The sequence below is a fragment of the Tepidanaerobacter acetatoxydans Re1 genome (genome assembly GCF_000328765.2).
GTDB classification, from domain to species: Bacteria; Bacillota; Thermosediminibacteria; order Thermosediminibacterales; family Tepidanaerobacteraceae; genus Tepidanaerobacter; species Tepidanaerobacter acetatoxydans.
The window spans coordinates 1,508,367-1,527,155 of the sequence record NC_019954.2; the positions used below are offsets into that span (position 1 = coordinate 1,508,367).

Below are 18,789 nucleotides of genomic sequence, written 5' to 3' on the forward strand. Positions count from 1 at the left end.
CCCCTCCGAAAAACCCTTAAAGTTTTTGATATTGCTCCATATATAAAAATACTCTATCTAAAATCTCATCAGCTAAATCTTTTTTTAGCATCTTAGGCAGTTCTTCAATTCGACCATCTCTGTATAATATTTTTACTATATTTGTATCTTTGGCAAATCCGGCTCCCTCTTGTGTAAGGTCATTTAAGATAATAAAATCAAGATTTTTTCTTATTAATTTATCTTGAGCATTAGCTGCTGCATTAGTTGTTTCAGCGGCAAATCCGACCAATATCTGATGCTGTTTTTTGTTTCCCAATTCTTGTAAAATGTCAGGATTTTTCTTAAGTTCTATAATCATATTAAAGCCATGTTTTTTTATCTTCTCCGCTTCAAAATGTTTGGGTGAAAAATCCGCAACAGCCGCCGCTTTAATAACAACATCAACCTCCGGATAATGTTGCATTACTGCTTTAAACATTTCCTGGGCTGTTTCGACCTGTATGTATTTATAAAGTCCCAGTGGCGGATCAAGATTCGTTGGCCCTGAAATCAATATAACTTCTCCGCCGCGATGAATTGCTCTTTCGGCCAAAGCATAACCCATTTTCCCGGAAGAATGGTTCGTGATAAATCTTACTGGGTCAATAGGTTCTCTGGTTGGACCAGCGGTTATTAAAAACTTCTTATCTTTTAAATCACCATCTTTTCCCAAAATAATCTTAACTTGAGTTATGATATTTTGTGGTTTGGGAAACCTACCCTTCCCAGTATATCCGCATGCTAATTCACCTTCTTCCGGTTCCATGATAATAGCACCGGTTGCTCTTAAAAATTCAATATTTTTCTGTGTTACAGGATTTTCATACATATTTACGTTCATAGCAGGTACAATTATCTTTTTTGCATTAGTGGCAAGTGCCGTTGAAGTCAGCATATCATCGGCTATTCCTGCGGCCAACTTAGCAATAATATTTGCAGTTGCCGGCGCTACCAAGAAAATATCGGCTTTATCGGCCAATGCTACATGTTCAACTTCCCATGAAGAAGGTTCTGCAAACATGTCAGTAATAACCGGATTCTGTGACACAACTTGAAAAGTTAATGGTTTGACAAATTCGCATGCGGATTTTGTCATTACAACTTGGACATTAGCACCGGCTTTTTTAAATAATCTCACAAGTTCTACCGCTTTATAAATTGCTATACTGCCGGTAACTCCTATTACCACAAACTTATCTTTAAGCATGGTTCACCTCATTGTTTTGCCCCGGGTTTAACCCGTTCTATAAGGATTTTTCCTGCATCAAGTTCAAATAATGCTATTGAAACAGGTTTTTTCGTGTTTACCTCTACAAGTTCTTTTGCACCTTCTACCAGTTGGCGAGCTCTTTTAGCCGCTGCTACAGCAATAATATACTTACTGTCATATTTAGTTGTAAGAGAATCTATAGATGGATACATCATAATTGGCTTCCTCCCTTGATCTCCAAAAGTTTCTTTTTATTTCTTGACACCCTACATCTTTCGGCCAGGACTATAGATTGAAGCATTAAAGCTGCTGTATCCAAATCTTCGTTTATTATAACATAATCATAGTCAAAGGCTGCCTGAATTTCCTCTTTTGCGCACTTGAGCCTTAAATCAACAGAATCTTTAGTATCACTGCCTCTTTTTATGATGCGTTTTTCTAATTCTTCAATACTTGGAGGCGCTATAAATATGAAAATCCCTTCAGGATAGTTTTTTTTAACTTGAGCCGCACCCTGTATATCAATTTCGAGAATAACGTCCTTGCCTTCGCTAAGCTTTTTAATAACAACATCTTTTGGTGTGCCATAATAGTTAGTATATACCTTAGCCCATTCTAAAAACTGTCCTTTTTTTATTTTATCTTCAAAGTTTTCATGACTCATAAAAATATAATTAACACCGTCTAACTCACCAGGCCTGGGTAACCTTGTAGTAGCAGATGTAGAAAGAAATACATCTTCAACTTTACTTACAAGTATATTACACAATGTTCCTTTGCCAACTCCTGAAGGACCTGATACCACAATTAACATACCCTGTTCCCTCATCGAAAACCCCTCTATTCGAAATTAGTTTCTTCTTCTTCAACTTCATCTTCTATCAAGTTTTTATTGCTACCCAATCTATGAGCTACGGTTTCGGGTTGGATAGCAGATAAAACTACATGATCACTGTCTGTTATTATAACCGCACGGGTTCTCCGGCCGTACGTGGCATCTATAAGCATACCGCGGTCACGAGCCTCTTGTATTATTCGTTTTATAGGAGCTGATTCTGGGCTCACTATGGCTATTATTCTATTAGCCGATACTATATTCCCAAATCCGATGTTAACAAGTTTAATGTCCACACTAATACCTCCTGATTTTTACTCGATATTTTGAATTTGTTCTCGTATTTTCTCAAGTTCGCTCTTTATGTCAATAACTTCTTTGGAAATGCTGCAATCCAATGACTTGGCAGCTATTGTATTTACTTCTCGAAACATCTCCTGGGCAATAAAATCCATTTTTCTACCTACTGCTTCCTTAGAATTTACCAACTCTTTCATTTGATCTAGATGACTATTTAATCGAACTATTTCCTCGGTTATGCAAGCTTTTTCAGCAAATAATGCTACTTCCATCTCAATCCTTTGCTGATCAAGTGAAATGTCACTACAAAGCTGCTCCAGATTGAACATAAGTTTTTTTCTGTATTCGGCAGGAGCGACTTTTGCCAGTTCTTCTATTGATTTTGTCCTATTCTTAATAATTTCAAGTCTCTTATATAAATCCTTCCAGAGGTTTTCACCTTCCTTTTCCCGCATTTTAAATAAGTTTTCCAGTGCATCATCTATGGACGGCACTAAAGTACCCCAAAGCTCTTGTTCTGTAGGAAGTTCTTCTTCCACATTAAAAATATTTGGCATCAGAGAAAGTAGTGACAATGAAATCGGACCTTCAAAACCAATTTCATCTTTTAACTCTATCAATTTTTTATAGTAATTGTTAACAAGTATTTTGTCAATTTTTATATTCACCGGAACGTTCTCGTTATACAAGTTAATAAATACATCGACCCTGCCTCGAACTATTTTCCCCTTAATATAATTTTTTATCTTCTCCTCCAGAAAAAGCCAAGGTTTTGGTAGTCTGACAAATATATCTAAAAATCTATGATTCACTGAACGAATTTCTACAATCCAGTGATATTTGCCAATATTTTCACCTCGACCATAGCCAGTCATGCTTTTAATCATTTTAAACCCCTTTTATTATTTGTGATAGATAATAAACCTATTAAACCAGGGTTAACCCTGGTTTACTCAGTAATCGTCCAAATTATTATATCATTTAATTTTGTTTTAAACAATAATATACCCGCCTTCAAAAAGCCTTATTTTAGTGTTATACTTAAACACGATAAGGAGGTTTTTCTATGCCATTTGATGGAATAGCATTATTCGGAACAATATATGAGTTAAAAGAAGCAGTAACCGGAAGCAGAATAGCTAAAATCTCACAGCCGGATAAAAATGAACTTATTTTTACCATTCGAAGCAATAGACAAGAATATAAACTACTTTTGTCAGCTGATTCTATAAACTGCAGAATACATTTAACCGATGAATCGGCTAAAAATCCACCTTCTCCTCCCATGTTTTGTATGTTAATGAGGAAATATCTTTTAGGAGGTAAAATAGAAAAAATATCCCAAAAAGGTTTAGAGCGTATTATTGAAATAATAATACAAAATACAGATGAATTCATGCAGCCTGCAGAATATAAGCTCATTATTGAAATTATGGGGAAACATAGCAATATTATATTATTGGATTTAAATACTGATACAATTATAGATTCGATAAAGCGGATAAGTTTTGAAGTTAATCGATATAGGGAAATTCTTCCCGGAAAAGAGTACACGCAACCCCCGTTAGAACAAAAAACAGACTTGTTATCAGTCGATGATAACTATATTATTTCTTTCATCAAAAAAGCATCTATGTTGAAAAGTCAAAAAACTTTGAGCAGATGGCTTCTTGATAATTTTGCAGGTTTTTCAGGAATTTCATCTCAAGAGATTGCTTTAAGGGCAAATATAAATCATAAAACCCCTGTTTTTAAGCTTCGTGATGATGAAATAAAAGGCATTGTAAAAGTTCTGGTAAATCTACAGAAAGATTTGATATTGCACCGCTTTAATCCTCATTTGTATTTAGATCGGAGTAGTGGTCAGCCTATAGATTTTTGGATATTTCCTATGACTGTGTATCAAGAAGAGCATGCACTTTCTAATCTTACGGTAAATAATGCCATTGACTCTTTCTTTTTACGAAAAAAAGAGCTTACAGTCTTAAATGCTGCAAAAAATCAGATTAAATCAGTAGTATTAAAGCGCATGAAAAAATTAAAACAAAACTTGGCTTATTTAAAAGAAAGAAAAAATAAGACTTTTGACTTTCAAAAGTATAAATTATGGGGTGAGATTTTATCTGCTAATTTATACCATATAAAACCCGGCCAAAATCAAGTTAAACTGCCTAACTTTTATAACCAGGATGAAGATGTTATAATTCCTCTAAATGAGAAACTATCGCCTGCTCATAATGCTCAAATATATTTTAATAAGTACAAAAAATTGCAATCAACGAAAAAAATTCTTGAAGAAAGAATAACTGGTACGTTAAAGGAAATTGAGTATTTGGACAGTATCCTCGTAAATCTAGATTACAGCCAGAATATGGCAGACTTGTCAGAAATCCGGCAAGAACTAGAATCTCAAAATTATATTAAGATACTTAAGAAAAAACAACAAAAAAATGCGGCATCAGAGCCGTTGCGATTTAAATCTTCAGATGGTCTTATAATTTATGTAGGAAAAAACAATAGGCAAAATGATAATCTGACTTTTAAGAAAGCAAGACCTGATGATTTATGGTTTCATGCTAAAGATACTCCGGGCTCTCATGTAGTTATTGAAAGCCATGGAAATGAACTAAGCGAAACTACTTTAGTGGAAGCTGCTATTTTAGCTGCTTATTTTAGCAAAGCTCGAAACAGCAGCAATGTTCCAGTAGATTATACACTAGTTCGACATGTAAAGAAACCTTCGGGAGCAAAACCTGGTTTTGTCATATACTATCATCAAAAAACTATCTATGTAACACCTGATGCGAATATTATCTCAAAATTATCGTTTTAATATTACAACATTGTTTTCTCCATCTACTTCTTCTAATCTAACTTCTACTATCTCTTCCCTTGATGTGGGAACATTTTTTCCGACAAAGTCAGGCCTTATCGGTAATTCTCGGTGACCTCTGTCTATGAGTACAGCTAATTGTATTGTTTTTGCACGGCCTAAATCTGCTAAGGCATCAAGAGCAGCTCTTACAGTTCTGCCGGTGTAAACTACATCATCTACTAAAACTATATCTTTGTTGGTTATATTGAAAGGTATTTCAGTTTTATGTACTACGGGCTGAGAAGTCAAACTTGATAAATCATCACGATAAAGAGTTATATCCAAAATACCTACGGGAACATTTACTCCCTCAATGGAAGAAATATAGTCTGCCAGTCTCTTGGCCAGCGGAACTCCTCTTCGCCTGATACCTACTATTGCCAAATTTTCTACACCCTTATTTTTTTCTATAATCTCATGGCTAATTCTAACTAAAGCACGATTTACAGCTTGTTCATCCATTATGCGTGCCTTTTCTTCCATTTTTAATATCATTCCCTTCTAAATGTTCATATAGCAAAAAGCTATGGCAAAAATTATAATAAATTTCCTTAAGATCTATTTATTTACTTTCCTGTTTCTTAATATATTCAATATAAGACTCATATCATCTGGCAGTGGTGCTTCAAATTCCATATACTGATTATTGCTGGGATGGCAAAAGCCAAGTTTATACGCATGAAGTGCTTGCCCCTTTATTTCAAAGGGGACTTTTTTCCTTGAATAAATAGGGTCACCGACAATCGGATGACCGATAAATTTCATATGAACCCTTATTTGGTGCGTCCGACCGGTTTCAATAGCTACTTCAAGAAAAGTAAATTCATCAAATCTCTCTAACACTTTAAAATGCGTAATAGCTTCTTTTGAATTTTTTGTAGTAACTGCCATTTCTTTTCGTTTTATAGGGTGTCTTCCGATCGGAGCATTTATTGTAGCTTTATCTTCCTGAACCTTGCCCCACACTAAAGTTTGATAAACCTTTTTAACTTCTCGACTCTTGAGTTGTTTCGAAAGATTTATATGCGCAGTATCATTTTTTGCCACAACGATTACTCCGGAAGTATCTTTATCCAACCTGTGTACTATTCCCGGCCGCATTGTGCCTCCACGGGCAGACAAATCCTTGGTATGATTAAGAAGAGCATTAATGAGTGTGCCTGAATAGTTTCCCGGAGCCGGGTAAACTACCATACCTCTGGGTTTATTTATAACAACAATATCCCTATCCTCAAAAATAATGTCCAATGGTATATCCTCTGGGTCTATCAAAGGCTGCAAAGCTTGAGGAACAGTAACAATTATTTGGTCTTCTTGCCTTAACCTATAATTAGGTTTTACAATAGAGCCATTTACCTTTATCCAACCTTCAACTATACCCTTTTTTAAAAAGCTTCGGGAATCTTGCAGTTTATCAGCTAAAAAAATGTCTAGTCGTTTTTTTTCGTCATCTCTCGTTACTGTAAATGCATATTTATTATCCAAGACTTACCTCCTATTTTTGCTCTGCAAGCTTCCCGGCTCTGCACGAAAAGTTATAAGATATGCCAAAATTAAAGTACCTACAACTATAGCACAATCTGCTATATTAAAAACCGGCCAAATCCTAAAATCTAAAAAATCAACTACGTAACCATATCTTAACCTGTCGATGAGATTCCCTACAGCTCCGCCAAGAACCATAGCCATAGCTATTCCGAGAATTTTTTCTTTGATTGGATATTTAATCATTATAAATATAATTATTAATGTAATAATAACTGAAACCGCAGCAAAGAAAAATATCTTGCCTTTTAAAATACTAAAAGCTGCACCTGTATTTTGTACATAAGTTATGTGGAAAATATTTTTTATAACAGGAATTGAATCATATGGTTCCATTTTTCGTTGTACAAAATATTTCGTTACCATATCAGCTGCCAAAATAACTATACTCAAAATAATATACAAAACTGCTACCCTCCACAGCTTGCGTTTTTTTCAATTATATAATACACTGTTTTAAACTTCAATGCAAAAAATGCCCATATAAGGGCATCTATTTCCCAAATTCATTTTTATCATCTTCATCAGGGTCTTCTTCATCTATAATACTATCGATCCTCTCTACTATACCTCTCTTTTCATCGCTATCAACATATGTTTCATTATAGTAAGCCGCCTCGTTAGGTACATCTTGAGGGCCATCAGATGTACCATATCTTGCTACATCTTGCCATGCATCTTCACCATCATACTCTATTTCACCGGTGCCATCAAGAAAACTTCTGACGAAAGGAAAATTGAGTACTTCTTCTTCAATAGGTCGTTTACTATGGTCACCAGGCTTTTCTTCCGACTTTTTACAGTCTACGCAAAAGGTCGTATAAGGTAAGGCTTTTAACCTCTCTTCTTCAATTATTTTTCCGCATCTTTCGCATCTCCCATAAGTTCCGTTACTAATTCTATCCAATGCATGATTGACCTTCATTAATAAGAGCTTTGCATTTCCTTTTAAACCTTGATCTTTTTCCCGTTCAAATGTTTCGGCACCTAAATCTGCAGGATGATTATCATACCCTGAAAGTTCACCTACAGACTCTTTTAATGACTCATTGCTGTACTTTGTCAAGTTGTCTATTTGTTTCTCTAGTTCGTTTTTAAGCTTTTCGAGTTCGCTCTTAAAATAGTTTAGGCGCAAGCATTGACCTCCTTATTTTTAATGTTATCGTATAGAAATTTGTTTCTGGACAATCTCTACTATATCTGCAATAAATGTTCCTATAATTGGTAATTTCAAAATTACCATGCGTTGAAGTATATAGATAACAAAAGCACCCAAAAGGGTGAATCCTACGGCCATGCCGAAACCCCTAGCAATACCACCTAAGAAATTAACGTAGAGCACTTTTTTTGGATCTCTTAAAATTTCCAAATATTCCGCCAAGTTGAGTTTTTCTATTCTTATTGAAAGCTCATCGATTTTTTGACTTAAATCCTCAAAAATCTTTTCATTCTTATCACTCATAAGGGTTCCCTCTAAAATAATTTATCCAAACAAGGTTTTTTTATTCCAGAATTTTAGTTTTTATAGACTATTCTTCTTTTAAAAGGCTTATCTCACCTATATTACTTCTCTCATCAGGTGTTTCTTCGCTTAATGTTTCTTCAGCTGATACTTCTGCAGTAAATGCTTGCTCATCGCCCTTGTCATCAGCAGCCGCAGCGTCCGAGATAGATACCCTCAAATCCGAAACATTATTACTAAATATATCCAGCTTCAGGCAGTCTAGGTAATCCAATTGAGATTGGAGAAAATTCTTAAATCTCGTTTTGTATAAATAAAACTGCCTTATTAATTCTTCGTTTTGATTATTTATTTGATTAGTTTTTTCCTCAGCACGCCGTAATATTTTATCCGCTTGCATAGATGCCTGCTTTAATATTATTTCCCTTTCTTTCTGTGCATTTATCTTAACCTCTTCAGCAGTTTTTTCGGCTAAAACAAGGGTGTTTTTTAATGTAGCTTCAATTTCTTTATAGCTTTGTATTTTTCCCTCTAAAAATTCAATTTGTTCTTTTAAATCTTTATTTTCCTTATATATTTTCTCGTAATTCTCTGTTAACCTTTCTAGAAACTCGTCCACTTCTTCCTTGTTATAGCCTCTCATAGATTTACTGAATTCTTTTTTTTGAATTTCCAACGGTGAAATATCCACTATGTCATCTCCTTACCAAAGAATCGCTAACAATAATCTGATGATAATTCCTCGTAAAACATCCAGAAAAAGCAAGGCTAATATAGGCGAAAAATCTAGATAGTAGCCAGGACCCCTAGGTATAAATTTTTCTAAAAAAGATCTGAACGGAAACAGAATAGGCTCCGTAATTTGATAAATAACTCTATAAATATTTGAATTAATCGGATTTGGGAAAAATGATAAAACAATCCGTATCGTAATCATAAAATAGAGAAACTGAAAGAACATATTAACTATCTTTAATAGCAAAATCTCACACCTCTCATTTTGAAATTAGAGATGATTTTTCCAAGTTGTATTCTTCCATATCAACTCCGGAAACATCTATATTGTCTGGTGCAAAAACAAATATTCCTGAGCCTATTTTCCTCGCAGTTCCGTTTAGTGCGTAAATACTACCCGCCATAAAATCCAATATTCGCTTTGCGTTTTCCTTATCTAGTTTTTCTAAATTCACTATAGCTGCTCTTCGATTCTTTACTTCGTCAGTTATTTCACGAACTTCTTCAAATGAACTGGGTTTAAATATTACCATTTTATTCTTACTTGTTTGATGAATATTAATGACTCGACTTGCAGGTTTTTGCTCAGGCCTTACAATATAAGGCTCATAATTTTCTTTTTCCGGTTCTTCAGGCATTTCATCTTGGATGCCCAAAAAATACAACACTTTTTCAAAAAACGTTTTTGTGTTCATTTTTATCACCTCTTAAAGTTATTTTTCCCTAACCCCAAAAATACCGGTCCCAATCCTAACCATATTTGCCCCTTCTTCAACAGCCACTTCAAAATCATTGCTCATTCCCATAGATAAATATTCCATATTTACATTATCAATATGTGTTTGCTTTATATTTTTAAAAATTTCTCTTAATTGCCGAAAATACGGCCTTACATCTTCTGGATTTTGCTTAAAAGGAGCTATTGCCATTAAACCTCTAACCCTTAAATTTGGAAATAAGGCAATCTTTTCTATAAAGCTTTTAGTATTATCCGGATCTACTCCATACTTTGTTTTTTCTCTGCCAATATTTACTTGAACCAGGACATCGACTGTTTGTTGTATCTGCTCGGCTCTTTTTTGTATTTCTTCAGCCAGTGGCAAACTATCGATTGACTGAATCATAGAAAATAAGCCAAGCGCCATCTTCACTTTATTTCTTTGTAAATGACCTATTAAATGCCATTGAACATTTCCATTTACCAATTCCTTTTTATCGCGGGCTTCCTGAACTCTGTTTTCACCTAATAAAACAAGACCGCTGTCAACCGCTTTTTGAATAATTTCAGGTGGAATTGTTTTTGTAACTGCTACTATATCAATATTTTCAGGGTTTCTACCCGCTCGCTCTGCAGCAAATTTTATTCTTGATTTGATGTTTGCAATATTTTCTTCTAATAAAGACATGCTATCCCCTCTTATTTTTTTAGTAAAATTTTATCTCCTGGTTTTAATCCATTTATAATTATATTATTTTCATTGCGAGCTGTGATTTCTATAGGTTTAAATTGTTTTTTACCTTGTTCTATTATATATACCCCTTCCTTTCCTTCATTAAAAAACAAACCAGTTGAAGGTATTATGTTACCCGTATAAGTTCCGGTAACAACAAATACTTTTATTTTCCTCGAGTCTAGAAGACTATCTAAGCCTGTATTAACTAAAAAAAAGCCTATAGACCCGTCTTCGCTAATATTTATCAGCTTTGCTTTTATTTTTTCATTGCCATCATTACCATCGAGCAATTTTATATAGTAACTTCTTCCTTCCTCCATTTGATGTTCTAGCTTAAGTGCTAAATACCAAGTGAAATTATCTATTATTTTGACTACGGCTTGGTTTGTTTTGATGATTGCTGATAAATCCCTATCACTTGAATCATCGCTTACAGCTTGCAATTGAGAATAGGTAAGTTCTCCAAGCGTATCAGCAACCAGCAAGTCTTCAAAACCATCTATATTTAGGCTTACTATCCCTGCAATGGGAGCATAAACTACCGTGTCAGATTCATTTAATACATTTTTTAACTTCTCCAATTGTTCTTGTAAGACATCTATATTAGCTTTATTGGAATCAATTTTTTCCTGTTTTTCTTCTCTTAGTCTGGTCAGCTCATCTTCCAGTAATTTCGCCTTGCCGGAATCACTAATATCTGTGGCATCTTTTAGTTTTTGGGTAATATCTTCGATGGATTTGTTAATTAGATTTAAAGATATCGATGAAGTATCCTCACTATCTTTTAAGGATTTTATTTTATCTTCAATTTCAGTTATTTCTTGCAGATAAATCTCTTTTTTTCTGGCATCTGTAGTAACTCTAAAAACCGGCGCACCTACCCTAACTCTTTCGCCCGAATCTACTAGCAATTCCAATTTGCCATTTGTCGGCGATAAAAGCACTTTTTCATTTTTTATAATAACAGCATCAGAAAAAAAACCTTTATCAATCGTTCCTTTTGACACTACATATGTTTTTATATGTAAAAAATGATAGGCAGCAAAAATTATGATTCCAATAAAAAATAAAATCAGGATAGAACGCACTCTTAAAAAAAACGATTTTTTAGGCTTTAAATATATCACCTTTTTATTAGAATTCTGATGCATCTTTCAAATCACCTTTTTGGGCAAAATACCAAGCAGACTTTATTAAGTATGCGCTTTACAGTAAACTAAGCTATTATTTTATATGTTCTCCAAAAATAGGCATAATCCTCTTTTTAAGATTACTGCAGTTAAAAAAATAAAGCAAAAATTTAACGTTAAAAAGCCGCTTACCGGAAACGAGGTAAACGGCTTACACTAAATTTCTATTAAAACTATCCTTGCACTTAAAAATAGCACTTTCTCAATCATAAGATCTTAGTCTATAGATAACTTCTATAATCCTTAATAATTAAAGAAACTGGTCTGAGTGGGGGGACTTGAACCCCCGGCCTCTAGAACCCCATTCTAGCGCGCTACCAAACTGCGCCACACCCAGATTCTTTCAAATAGCATATATTATTATAAAGCATAGACTTGGTAATTTCAAGTCCTTTAAATAATTTTATGGTTTTTCAAGATGATTTACTTTGCCGGGTCACTAAATGATTGCTTCGTATGAATAATAAAGAAGCTATACCCAACTATTTATAAAAATTTTACCCCTTCCGAATCTGATGATAGTACTTTATAGCAAGATTTTATACCTGCTCTTGAAAAGATGTCTACCATATGTTCACCTAATGCGTCAGCCCTCTCCCTTAAAGTTAGGCATACAACTGTAGGGCCGGATCCGCTTAAAAAACCGGCAAAAGCACCCTTTTCCCTTACTGTCGCAAGTATCTTTTCCATGCCGGGAATTAATTGGCTCCTAAATGGTTGGTGCAACCTGTCCTGACAAAAAATATCCATATTGGATAAGTCGCCTTGGGCCATTGCAGCCACAAGCATTGCCGTGCGACTAATGTTAAATACGGCATCTTTAAAGTTTATCTCTTCAGGAAGGATCTTCCTCGCATCCTCTGTTTTTAGCTCAAAATCCGGTATACAAACCACAAATTTCAACCAAAATGGCATAGGAAAGGTTTTATAAATAATCTTATTTTCATATATCATGGATAGACAAAAACCCCCGAATGCTGCAGGCACTACGTTATCAGGGTGTCCTTCCATTTCGGTTGCAATTTTTAGTAGTTCACTGTTCTCAAAAATATCTCCTATCAGGTGATTAGCCGCCATTAACCCCCCAACTATGCAAGCAGCACTGCTTCCCAGACCTCTTGCTAGAGGAATATGGTTTTCTAAAACTATTTTTAAATCCTTGTTTACATTTGCACGTTTTAGAACTTTAGCTGCCGCCTGATAAACTAAGTTGGTTTTATCTAATGGGATTTCTTCAACTCCTTCTCCTTTTACATAGACTTTGGGAGCATCTGAAAATTCCATATCAATATAGTTATATAGTCCAAGTGATGCGCCGAGGCAGTCAAAACCCGGACCAAAATTTGCTGTCGTAGCCGGAATCTTAACTCTTACCATGCTTTCACTCCCCATATATTTCTTTTTCTAGCAACTCCATTCTTGCCTCAATAACAGTCGGCTTCACTCCGTTCTGAATAGCTGTGTCGGGATCTTTTAAACCATGACCAGTTAATACTGCCACGATCTTCTCTCCTTTTTTCAAGACCTTATCCTTACACATTTTTATAATGCCTGCTACCGAAGCAGCCGAAGCCGGCTCAACAAAAACACCTTCTTTTTTTGCCAGAATTTTATATGCTTGCAAAATTTCATCATCTGTTACTTTTTGTATCCTGCCTCCAGAATTTTCAGCAGCTTCTACGGCGTACTTCCAGCTTGCAGGATTGCCTATTCGAATAGCCGTAGCGATGGTTTCAGGGTTCTCGATAACTCTATTTTCAACAATTGGTGCTGCACCAGCAGCTTGGAAACCCATCATTTTAGGCAACTTCTTACTTTTTTTAAGTGAGTAGTATTCCTTAAACCCCTTCCAATAAGCCGTTATATTTCCTGCATTTCCCACCGGAATAGCAAGATAATCCGGTGCCTCTTCAAGCTCATCACAAATTTCAAAAGCAGCAGTCTTTTGGCCTTCGATCCTGTATGGATTTATTGAATTAACAAGAGTTATTGGCTTCTTGGAAGATATTTCTCTTACCATCTTTAAGGCATCATCAAAATTGCCGTTTACAGCAATTACTTTTGCTCCATAAGCAATTGCCTGAGCCAATTTTCCCATAGCAATAGCACCATTTGGAATCAAGACAATGCATTTCAAGCGAGCTTTTGCCGCATAAGCAGCCGCAGAAGCAGACGTATTGCCTGTAGAAGCACATATGACAGCACTTGCATCATCTTCAACAGCCTTAGAAACGGCAACAGTCATTCCCCTGTCTTTAAAAGATCCTGTTGGATTCAAACCCTCGTATTTTAAATAAATATGCACTTCTGTATCCAAGTACTCTTCCAGATTCTTTGCTCGAAGTAAGGGTGTACTACCTTCACAAAGTGTAACTATATTCTTTTTGTCTTTAACAGGAAGATATGAAAAATAATTATTAATTATTCCTGTTTTTTGCCTCATTTAACATTCCCCCTCAACTCTAATAACTGTAGATATTTCAACTACCTGTTTATACGCCCTGATTTCATCTAAGGCTTCTTGAAGATTTTTAAACGGAACATCATACGTAACCATGACGATTTCAGCGGTGCCATTTATCGTGTTCTTTTGAAATACTTTTGATAAACTAATTTGATTTTCTCCAAAAGCTCCCGCAATTTTTGAAAGCACCCCCGGCCTATCGAAAACTCTCAATCGCAAATAAAAACTCGTTACACTTTCTCCCGAATCCATTACATTTAGGCGATTGTAGCATGTGCAGTGGAGTTTACTCCCGTTTTTATTTCTAACGGCTTCCATAATATCTGCAACTACAGCACTTGCAGTAGGCATTTTACCTGCTCCTAACCCATAAAACATAACAGGTCCCACAGCATCACCTTCAACCATTATTGCGTTAAATGTTCCGGATACACTGGCTAAAGGATGATCTTTTTTTAACAGCACCGGTGTTACCGAAACTTCTATATTATTTTCATTTTTTTTGCCAAGAGCGATGAGTTTTATAACCGCTCCTAATTCACGTGCATACTCAATATCCAAATGACTTATGTTGTCTATACCTTCTGTATAAACCTGCTCTGGAGTAATGCGAGTGTTGAATGCGATAGAAGATAGTATGGCCAGCTTTCTTGCGGCATCAAAGCCTTTTACATCATTTGTAGGATCGCTCTCTGCACACCCTTCGAGTTGAGCCTTTTCTAGGGCTTCACTAAAGCTTTCGCTTTTCTCAGTCATCTGACTTAAAATGTAGTTAGTAGTACCATTTAATATTCCCATTACCTTAACAATATCATTAGCAGATAAGCATTGTTTCATTGGCATAATTATTGGTATCCCGCCACCCACGCTGGCTTCAAACAACAAATTCACATCTTTTTCTGCCGAAATTTTTAAGAGTTCATTTCCGTGTTCTGAAATCACCTCTTTATTGGCGGTTACTACATGCTTTCCTCTGCTTAATAATTCTCTGATATAAGTGAGAGCGGGCTCTTCACCACCCATAACTTCAGCAACCACCGAAATATCCTCATCTTCTAAAATATCTTCAAATTTATCTGTTATTTTCCCCTCTACTAGGCTTGACCTTCGTTTATTTATATTTTTTACAAGAACTTTTTTTATATTTATTCGATCTCCAATTCTTTTTTCTATTATATCATTATTTTTTTCTATTAATTCTACGACTCCTGTACCAACAGTGCCTAAACCTAAAATGCCAACTTGTATCATTGTTTAACCATCTCCTGTCGTTTTTTCATCCCTGGGCTACTATGTCGACTTTTTGAACGCCATCCGTATTTTGTATGATTGCCAATAAATCTTCAACATTTTTAGTCATATTACCTGTTTCAAAAGAAATAGTAACACTTGCCATATTCTGGATAGGTATATTTTGATTAATAGTTAATACATTACCATGTGCTCTTGCAATCTCATCCAAAATTGCAGATAAAACACCAGGTATGTGCTCTAACAACAAAGAAACCGTTATTATCTTACCCATGCTAGCCTCATAAAAAGGGAAAATATAATCTTTATACTTATAAAAAGCACTTCTGCTCATTCCGACAGTTTCAGTTGCTTCATTAATAGTTTTGGCTTTTCCGCTCTTTAAAAGTTCTTTTGCTTTAACAGTTTTCTTCAAAATCTCCGGCATTATTTCTTCCTTTATGATATAAAAACCGCCTTTTTCGACCAACTCCGTTCCTCCTTAATCAATTGTGCGTATGTAGTAAACATATATACATAGATGAAAGACATTATAGCACAACCTTAAATAAAAAACAATGCCATATATTCATGTAATTTTACAATTTTATAAGATATTTGTTTGGTAGCCGCATTCTGCTTTTATTTAGTAAAATAATTTGTGTTATAATAAAGTTCACAAGGTTTTCAGGGGGAATATAATTGCATAAAAAAGATATAAAGCTTTCATTATTATTGATACTATTTTGCATAAATTTCATTGGCTCTGTTTACGGTTTTTATTGGTATCGACAACAACTATCAACAACCCCGACACTTTTAAAAGTTTTCGTGCCTGATAGTCCAACAGCTTCCCTACTTTTTTCTATTGCACTTTTGCTCATAATAATAAAAAAACCCAGACCGTTTGTAACATTAATCGCCTGCGCATGGCTCATTAAATATGGACTCTGGGCAGTAATAATTAATACCCACTTTTTTTTAATAGGCGGTAATTATACCTTCACGAATTTTCACCTTACTTTGTCACACCTGGGTATGGCTATTGAAGGTTTTTTATTTATAAACAAATGTCATTTCAGCAAAAAAGATATGATTGTTTTAACCTTCCTTATGATAGCAAGCGATGCCATAGACTACAGTTTAGGAATATATCCTTGGCTTTTCGCACAAGGTCAGTTAAAAACAGCTGTTTTTTCAGCTGTCTTACTGACAATTTTTATCAGCATTTATTGCTTTTTGAAACTTAAGACACAAATCACTAAGTAAGCACTCATCGCATAGGGGTTTTCGTGCGCGGCAAATATTGCGACCATGGTAAATTAGCCAATGATGAGCCTTTATCCATAAATTTTCGGGGATTTTCTCCCTTAAATCCCTTTCAACTTCAATTAAATTCTTTTTATCGGAAAAACCCAAGCGATGAGCAAGCCTATATACATGAGTATCCACAGCAAATGCGGGCTTGCCAAAGGCATTTGCCAAAACAACATTGGCAGTCTTACGTCCAACTCCCGGAAGCTCTATCAATTCATCAAAGTTAGACGGCACTTGCCCATTATATTTTTCAAAGAGTATCTTTGAAGTTTCTATTATATTCTTGCTTTTATTTTTAAATATGCCACATTCTTTAATATCCTGTTCCAGTTCAGACTTGTTTGCTTCAGCAAAATCTTTAGGACCTTTATATTTTTTAAAAAGTCTTTCCGTCACTTTGTTTACTCGCTTATCAGTACACTGAGCCGATAGGATCGTAGCAATTAACAGCTCAAATGGGCTGCTGTGATTCAAGGCAGTCGTTGCCTCAGGATATAACTTGCTTAATTTTGAAATTATAGCAGTTATACGTTCCCGCTCTTTTTCTTCAGATGTAATCTTGTCCTTTTTCATCATAATCTTTCCTTGCAATTCCAAATATTATCTGGTTTCAAGCTGCTTTACTTTTTTTTATCATTTCCTTTAGAACATCAATGGCCTTCCTTAATTGAATATCCTCCGCCAAAGAAAGCTTTTTATATATAGCATCATCTAAAGCTTTATAGAAATTTGCATCGACAACGCCGGTCGAAGGCAAGCCAGCTTTCTGCTGCAAAGCTTTTACCGCCTGTTGTGTCCTTGGCCCGAAAACTCCATCCGGAGTGGTGTTAAACAAGTTCAAGAACCGCAATCTTTGTTGAATGCCTAGCACTTCTAAGCCGATATTTCCATATTTTAATGTTTTTTGGCTGTTTAACGGACTAAAATCTTTAAATGGATTTGTTTTATCTGTTTCGACGACTATATCAGGGATTATTCCTGTTTTATTAATATTTGTACCGTTTGGTGTCGTATAGTGTGCAATAGTTAATTTAATTCCGCCTAATGTTCCTAAACTAAGAGTCCTTTGCACCATACCTTTCCCAAAAGTCTTTTCGCCAACCAAAATACCGACTTTCCTATCTTTAATGGCTCCGGCCAATATTTCCGATGCACTTGCAGAACCTCCATTTACAAGTACAACCAATTTATTGGATGACATCTCAGATTTTGATGTATATGATTGGATATTACCATCTTTTGAAACTATGTTTACTATAGGACCTTTGGGTACAAATCGAGTAGCCACTTCTACAGCTTGATCAAGATAACCTCCCGGGTTATTGCGAAGGTCTAAAACTATACCAAGAACTCCGCCTTTTTTAAAATCATTAAGGGCTTTATCTAAATTTTCCACCGTATTTTCATTAAACTCACTTATTTTTATATAGCCGATACCCTGCCCTAATATCTTGGAGCTAATGGGATTTGTTTTGATAACACCTCGTTCTACTTCAAATCTTAGTACCTGCCTGTCATCTCCCCTGATAACGCCTATATTTACCTTTGAGCCTTTATCACCTTTTAACCGGTTTAATATATCCGAAAGAGGTAGGCCGGTTACATTACTGCCGTCAATTTCTATAAATCTGTCACCCGGTTTTATTCCCGCTTTTTCGGCAGGGCTACCCTCTAAAACCGAAACAACGGTTATATATTTATCCTTTAAAGTAATTACAACACCTATGCCTTCAAAATTCCCGCTTGTTTCTTCATTAAATTCTTTAAATTCCTCAGGAGTAAAATACTCGGAATATGGATCGTCTAATGACTCAATCATCCCTTTAATAGCTCCTCTTAATAAATCCAAATCCGCTACATCTTCAACATAATTCGTTTTTAAAAAATTCTCCATCTGCATCAAAAAGTATATTTCATCCGGAATCTTTTCTTCTGCCGCTATAACTTTATCATATGTAACAGGAGTTATAGAAAGAAAAGATATCATAGCTATTATTATGATGCATTTGAACCACCTAGAGCGTTTTTTCATATTTATACCTTCCTCCGGATAATCATAGTGTCTATATTTTAACATAAAATTGTACGGATTGTATAATAATTTTAAAAACCTTTCTAAAAAATAAAAGCCTAAATAAGGCTTTTATTAAA

Annotated in this window: 23 protein-coding genes and 1 tRNA gene; 2 read left to right on the plus strand and 22 right to left on the minus strand. The window is 35.1% G+C overall.

The window, feature by feature from the left end; genetic code table 11:
• Positions 1-16: 16 nt before the first annotated feature.
• The 5 genes from coaBC to TEPIRE1_RS07370 are packed head-to-tail and all read right to left on the minus strand — an operon-like array spanning position 17 to position 3,253.
• Entirely contained in the window at positions 17-1,228 is a 1,212-nt protein-coding gene (gene coaBC, locus TEPIRE1_RS07350) for a bifunctional phosphopantothenoylcysteine decarboxylase/phosphopantothenate--cysteine ligase CoaBC (RefSeq protein WP_013778539.1), read from the minus strand.
• Between the two features lie 8 nt (positions 1,229-1,236).
• On the minus strand, positions 1,237-1,446 hold the full coding sequence (gene rpoZ / locus TEPIRE1_RS07355) for a DNA-directed RNA polymerase subunit omega (RefSeq protein WP_013778540.1): 210 nt from the start codon (positions 1,444-1,446) through the stop codon (positions 1,237-1,239).
• On the minus strand, positions 1,443-2,060 hold the full coding sequence (gene gmk, locus TEPIRE1_RS07360) for a guanylate kinase (RefSeq protein WP_013778541.1): 618 nt from the start codon (positions 2,058-2,060) through the stop codon (positions 1,443-1,445). Before gmk ends, rpoZ begins: the two co-directional genes overlap by 4 nt.
• Before the next feature lie 11 nt (positions 2,061-2,071).
• Positions 2,072-2,362 carry an extracellular matrix/biofilm regulator RemA gene (gene remA / locus TEPIRE1_RS07365; RefSeq protein ID WP_013778542.1) on the minus strand — a complete coding sequence of 97 codons (291 nt, stop codon included), beginning with the start codon at positions 2,360-2,362 and terminating at the stop codon, positions 2,072-2,074.
• 18 nt (positions 2,363-2,380) lie between these two features.
• Positions 2,381-3,253, minus strand: a complete 873-nt coding sequence (locus TEPIRE1_RS07370; RefSeq protein WP_013778543.1) for a YicC/YloC family endoribonuclease — start codon at positions 3,251-3,253, stop codon at positions 2,381-2,383.
• Between the two features lie 179 nt (positions 3,254-3,432).
• Here TEPIRE1_RS07370 and TEPIRE1_RS07375 point away from each other — a divergent pair, with 179 nt between their 5' ends.
• A complete protein-coding gene (locus TEPIRE1_RS07375; protein ID WP_013778544.1) occupies positions 3,433-5,199 on the plus strand; it encodes an Rqc2 family fibronectin-binding protein in 1,767 nt (588 codons plus the stop codon).
• Here TEPIRE1_RS07375 and pyrR read toward each other — a convergent pair.
• The 15 genes from pyrR to TEPIRE1_RS07450 all read right to left on the minus strand — a co-directional run bounded on the left by pyrR (position 5,188) and on the right by TEPIRE1_RS07450 (position 15,811).
• Complete coding sequence (pyrR, locus tag TEPIRE1_RS07380) at positions 5,188-5,724, minus strand: bifunctional pyr operon transcriptional regulator/uracil phosphoribosyltransferase PyrR (RefSeq protein WP_013778545.1); 537 nt, start codon at positions 5,722-5,724, stop codon at positions 5,188-5,190. The two genes, TEPIRE1_RS07375 and pyrR, sit on opposite strands and share 12 nt — an antisense overlap.
• Positions 5,725-5,799: 75 nt before the next feature.
• Positions 5,800-6,726: an RluA family pseudouridine synthase gene (locus tag TEPIRE1_RS07385; RefSeq protein WP_013778546.1), complete on the minus strand. Its 927-nt coding sequence runs from the start codon at positions 6,724-6,726 to the stop codon at positions 5,800-5,802.
• A 3-nt stretch (positions 6,727-6,729) separates the two neighbouring features.
• Positions 6,730-7,191: a signal peptidase II gene (gene lspA, locus TEPIRE1_RS07390; RefSeq protein WP_013778547.1), complete on the minus strand. Its 462-nt coding sequence runs from the start codon at positions 7,189-7,191 to the stop codon at positions 6,730-6,732.
• An 88-nt stretch (positions 7,192-7,279) separates the two neighbouring features.
• Complete coding sequence (locus tag TEPIRE1_RS07395) at positions 7,280-7,921, minus strand: TraR/DksA C4-type zinc finger protein (protein WP_013778548.1); 642 nt, start codon at positions 7,919-7,921, stop codon at positions 7,280-7,282.
• Positions 7,922-7,945: 24 nt separating this feature from the next.
• Positions 7,946-8,248 (minus strand): DUF5665 domain-containing protein, encoded by a 303-nt coding sequence (locus tag TEPIRE1_RS07400; RefSeq protein ID WP_013778549.1) that lies wholly within the window; start codon positions 8,246-8,248, stop codon positions 7,946-7,948.
• A gap of 67 nt (positions 8,249-8,315) precedes the next feature.
• The gene (locus TEPIRE1_RS07405) at positions 8,316-8,939 is read right to left on the minus strand and encodes a DivIVA domain-containing protein (RefSeq protein WP_013778550.1); all 624 of its coding nucleotides are present in this window, start codon (positions 8,937-8,939) and stop codon (positions 8,316-8,318) included.
• 12 nt (positions 8,940-8,951) lie between these two features.
• Positions 8,952-9,209 (minus strand): YggT family protein, encoded by a 258-nt coding sequence (locus tag TEPIRE1_RS14485; protein WP_041591544.1) that lies wholly within the window; start codon positions 9,207-9,209, stop codon positions 8,952-8,954.
• Positions 9,210-9,243: 34 nt separating this feature from the next.
• Positions 9,244-9,678: a cell division protein SepF gene (locus tag TEPIRE1_RS07415; protein WP_013778552.1), complete on the minus strand. Its 435-nt coding sequence runs from the start codon at positions 9,676-9,678 to the stop codon at positions 9,244-9,246.
• An 18-nt stretch (positions 9,679-9,696) separates the two neighbouring features.
• Positions 9,697-10,389: a YggS family pyridoxal phosphate-dependent enzyme gene (locus tag TEPIRE1_RS07420; protein WP_013778553.1), complete on the minus strand. Its 693-nt coding sequence runs from the start codon at positions 10,387-10,389 to the stop codon at positions 9,697-9,699.
• An 11-nt stretch (positions 10,390-10,400) separates the two neighbouring features.
• Entirely contained in the window at positions 10,401-11,588 is a 1,188-nt protein-coding gene (locus TEPIRE1_RS07425; RefSeq protein WP_013778554.1) for an HlyD family efflux transporter periplasmic adaptor subunit, read from the minus strand.
• Between the two features lie 299 nt (positions 11,589-11,887).
• A tRNA-Pro gene (locus tag TEPIRE1_RS07430) sits at positions 11,888-11,964 on the minus strand.
• Between the two features lie 149 nt (positions 11,965-12,113).
• The gene (thrB, locus tag TEPIRE1_RS07435) at positions 12,114-13,004 is read right to left on the minus strand and encodes a homoserine kinase (protein WP_013778555.1); all 891 of its coding nucleotides are present in this window, start codon (positions 13,002-13,004) and stop codon (positions 12,114-12,116) included.
• A gap of 4 nt (positions 13,005-13,008) precedes the next feature.
• Entirely contained in the window at positions 13,009-14,070 is a 1,062-nt protein-coding gene (gene thrC / locus TEPIRE1_RS07440; RefSeq protein WP_013778556.1) for a threonine synthase, read from the minus strand.
• A complete protein-coding gene (locus TEPIRE1_RS07445) occupies positions 14,071-15,339 on the minus strand; it encodes a homoserine dehydrogenase (RefSeq protein WP_041591545.1) in 1,269 nt (422 codons plus the stop codon).
• A 28-nt stretch (positions 15,340-15,367) separates the two neighbouring features.
• Positions 15,368-15,811 carry an ACT domain-containing protein gene (locus TEPIRE1_RS07450; RefSeq protein ID WP_013778558.1) on the minus strand — a complete coding sequence of 148 codons (444 nt, stop codon included), beginning with the start codon at positions 15,809-15,811 and terminating at the stop codon, positions 15,368-15,370.
• 245 nt (positions 15,812-16,056) lie between these two features.
• Between TEPIRE1_RS07450 and TEPIRE1_RS14490 the strand changes: the two genes are divergently transcribed.
• Positions 16,057-16,590 (plus strand): DUF1405 domain-containing protein, encoded by a 534-nt coding sequence (locus tag TEPIRE1_RS14490; protein ID WP_414929847.1) that lies wholly within the window; start codon positions 16,057-16,059, stop codon positions 16,588-16,590.
• Here the strand turns inward: TEPIRE1_RS14490 and nth are convergent.
• Positions 16,528-17,214, minus strand: a complete 687-nt coding sequence (gene nth / locus TEPIRE1_RS07460; RefSeq protein ID WP_013778560.1) for an endonuclease III — start codon at positions 17,212-17,214, stop codon at positions 16,528-16,530. The genes TEPIRE1_RS14490 and nth overlap by 63 nt on opposite strands.
• 34 nt (positions 17,215-17,248) lie before the next feature.
• Entirely contained in the window at positions 17,249-18,670 is a 1,422-nt protein-coding gene (locus TEPIRE1_RS07465; protein ID WP_013778561.1) for a S41 family peptidase, read from the minus strand.
• Positions 18,671-18,789 lie beyond the last annotated feature (119 nt).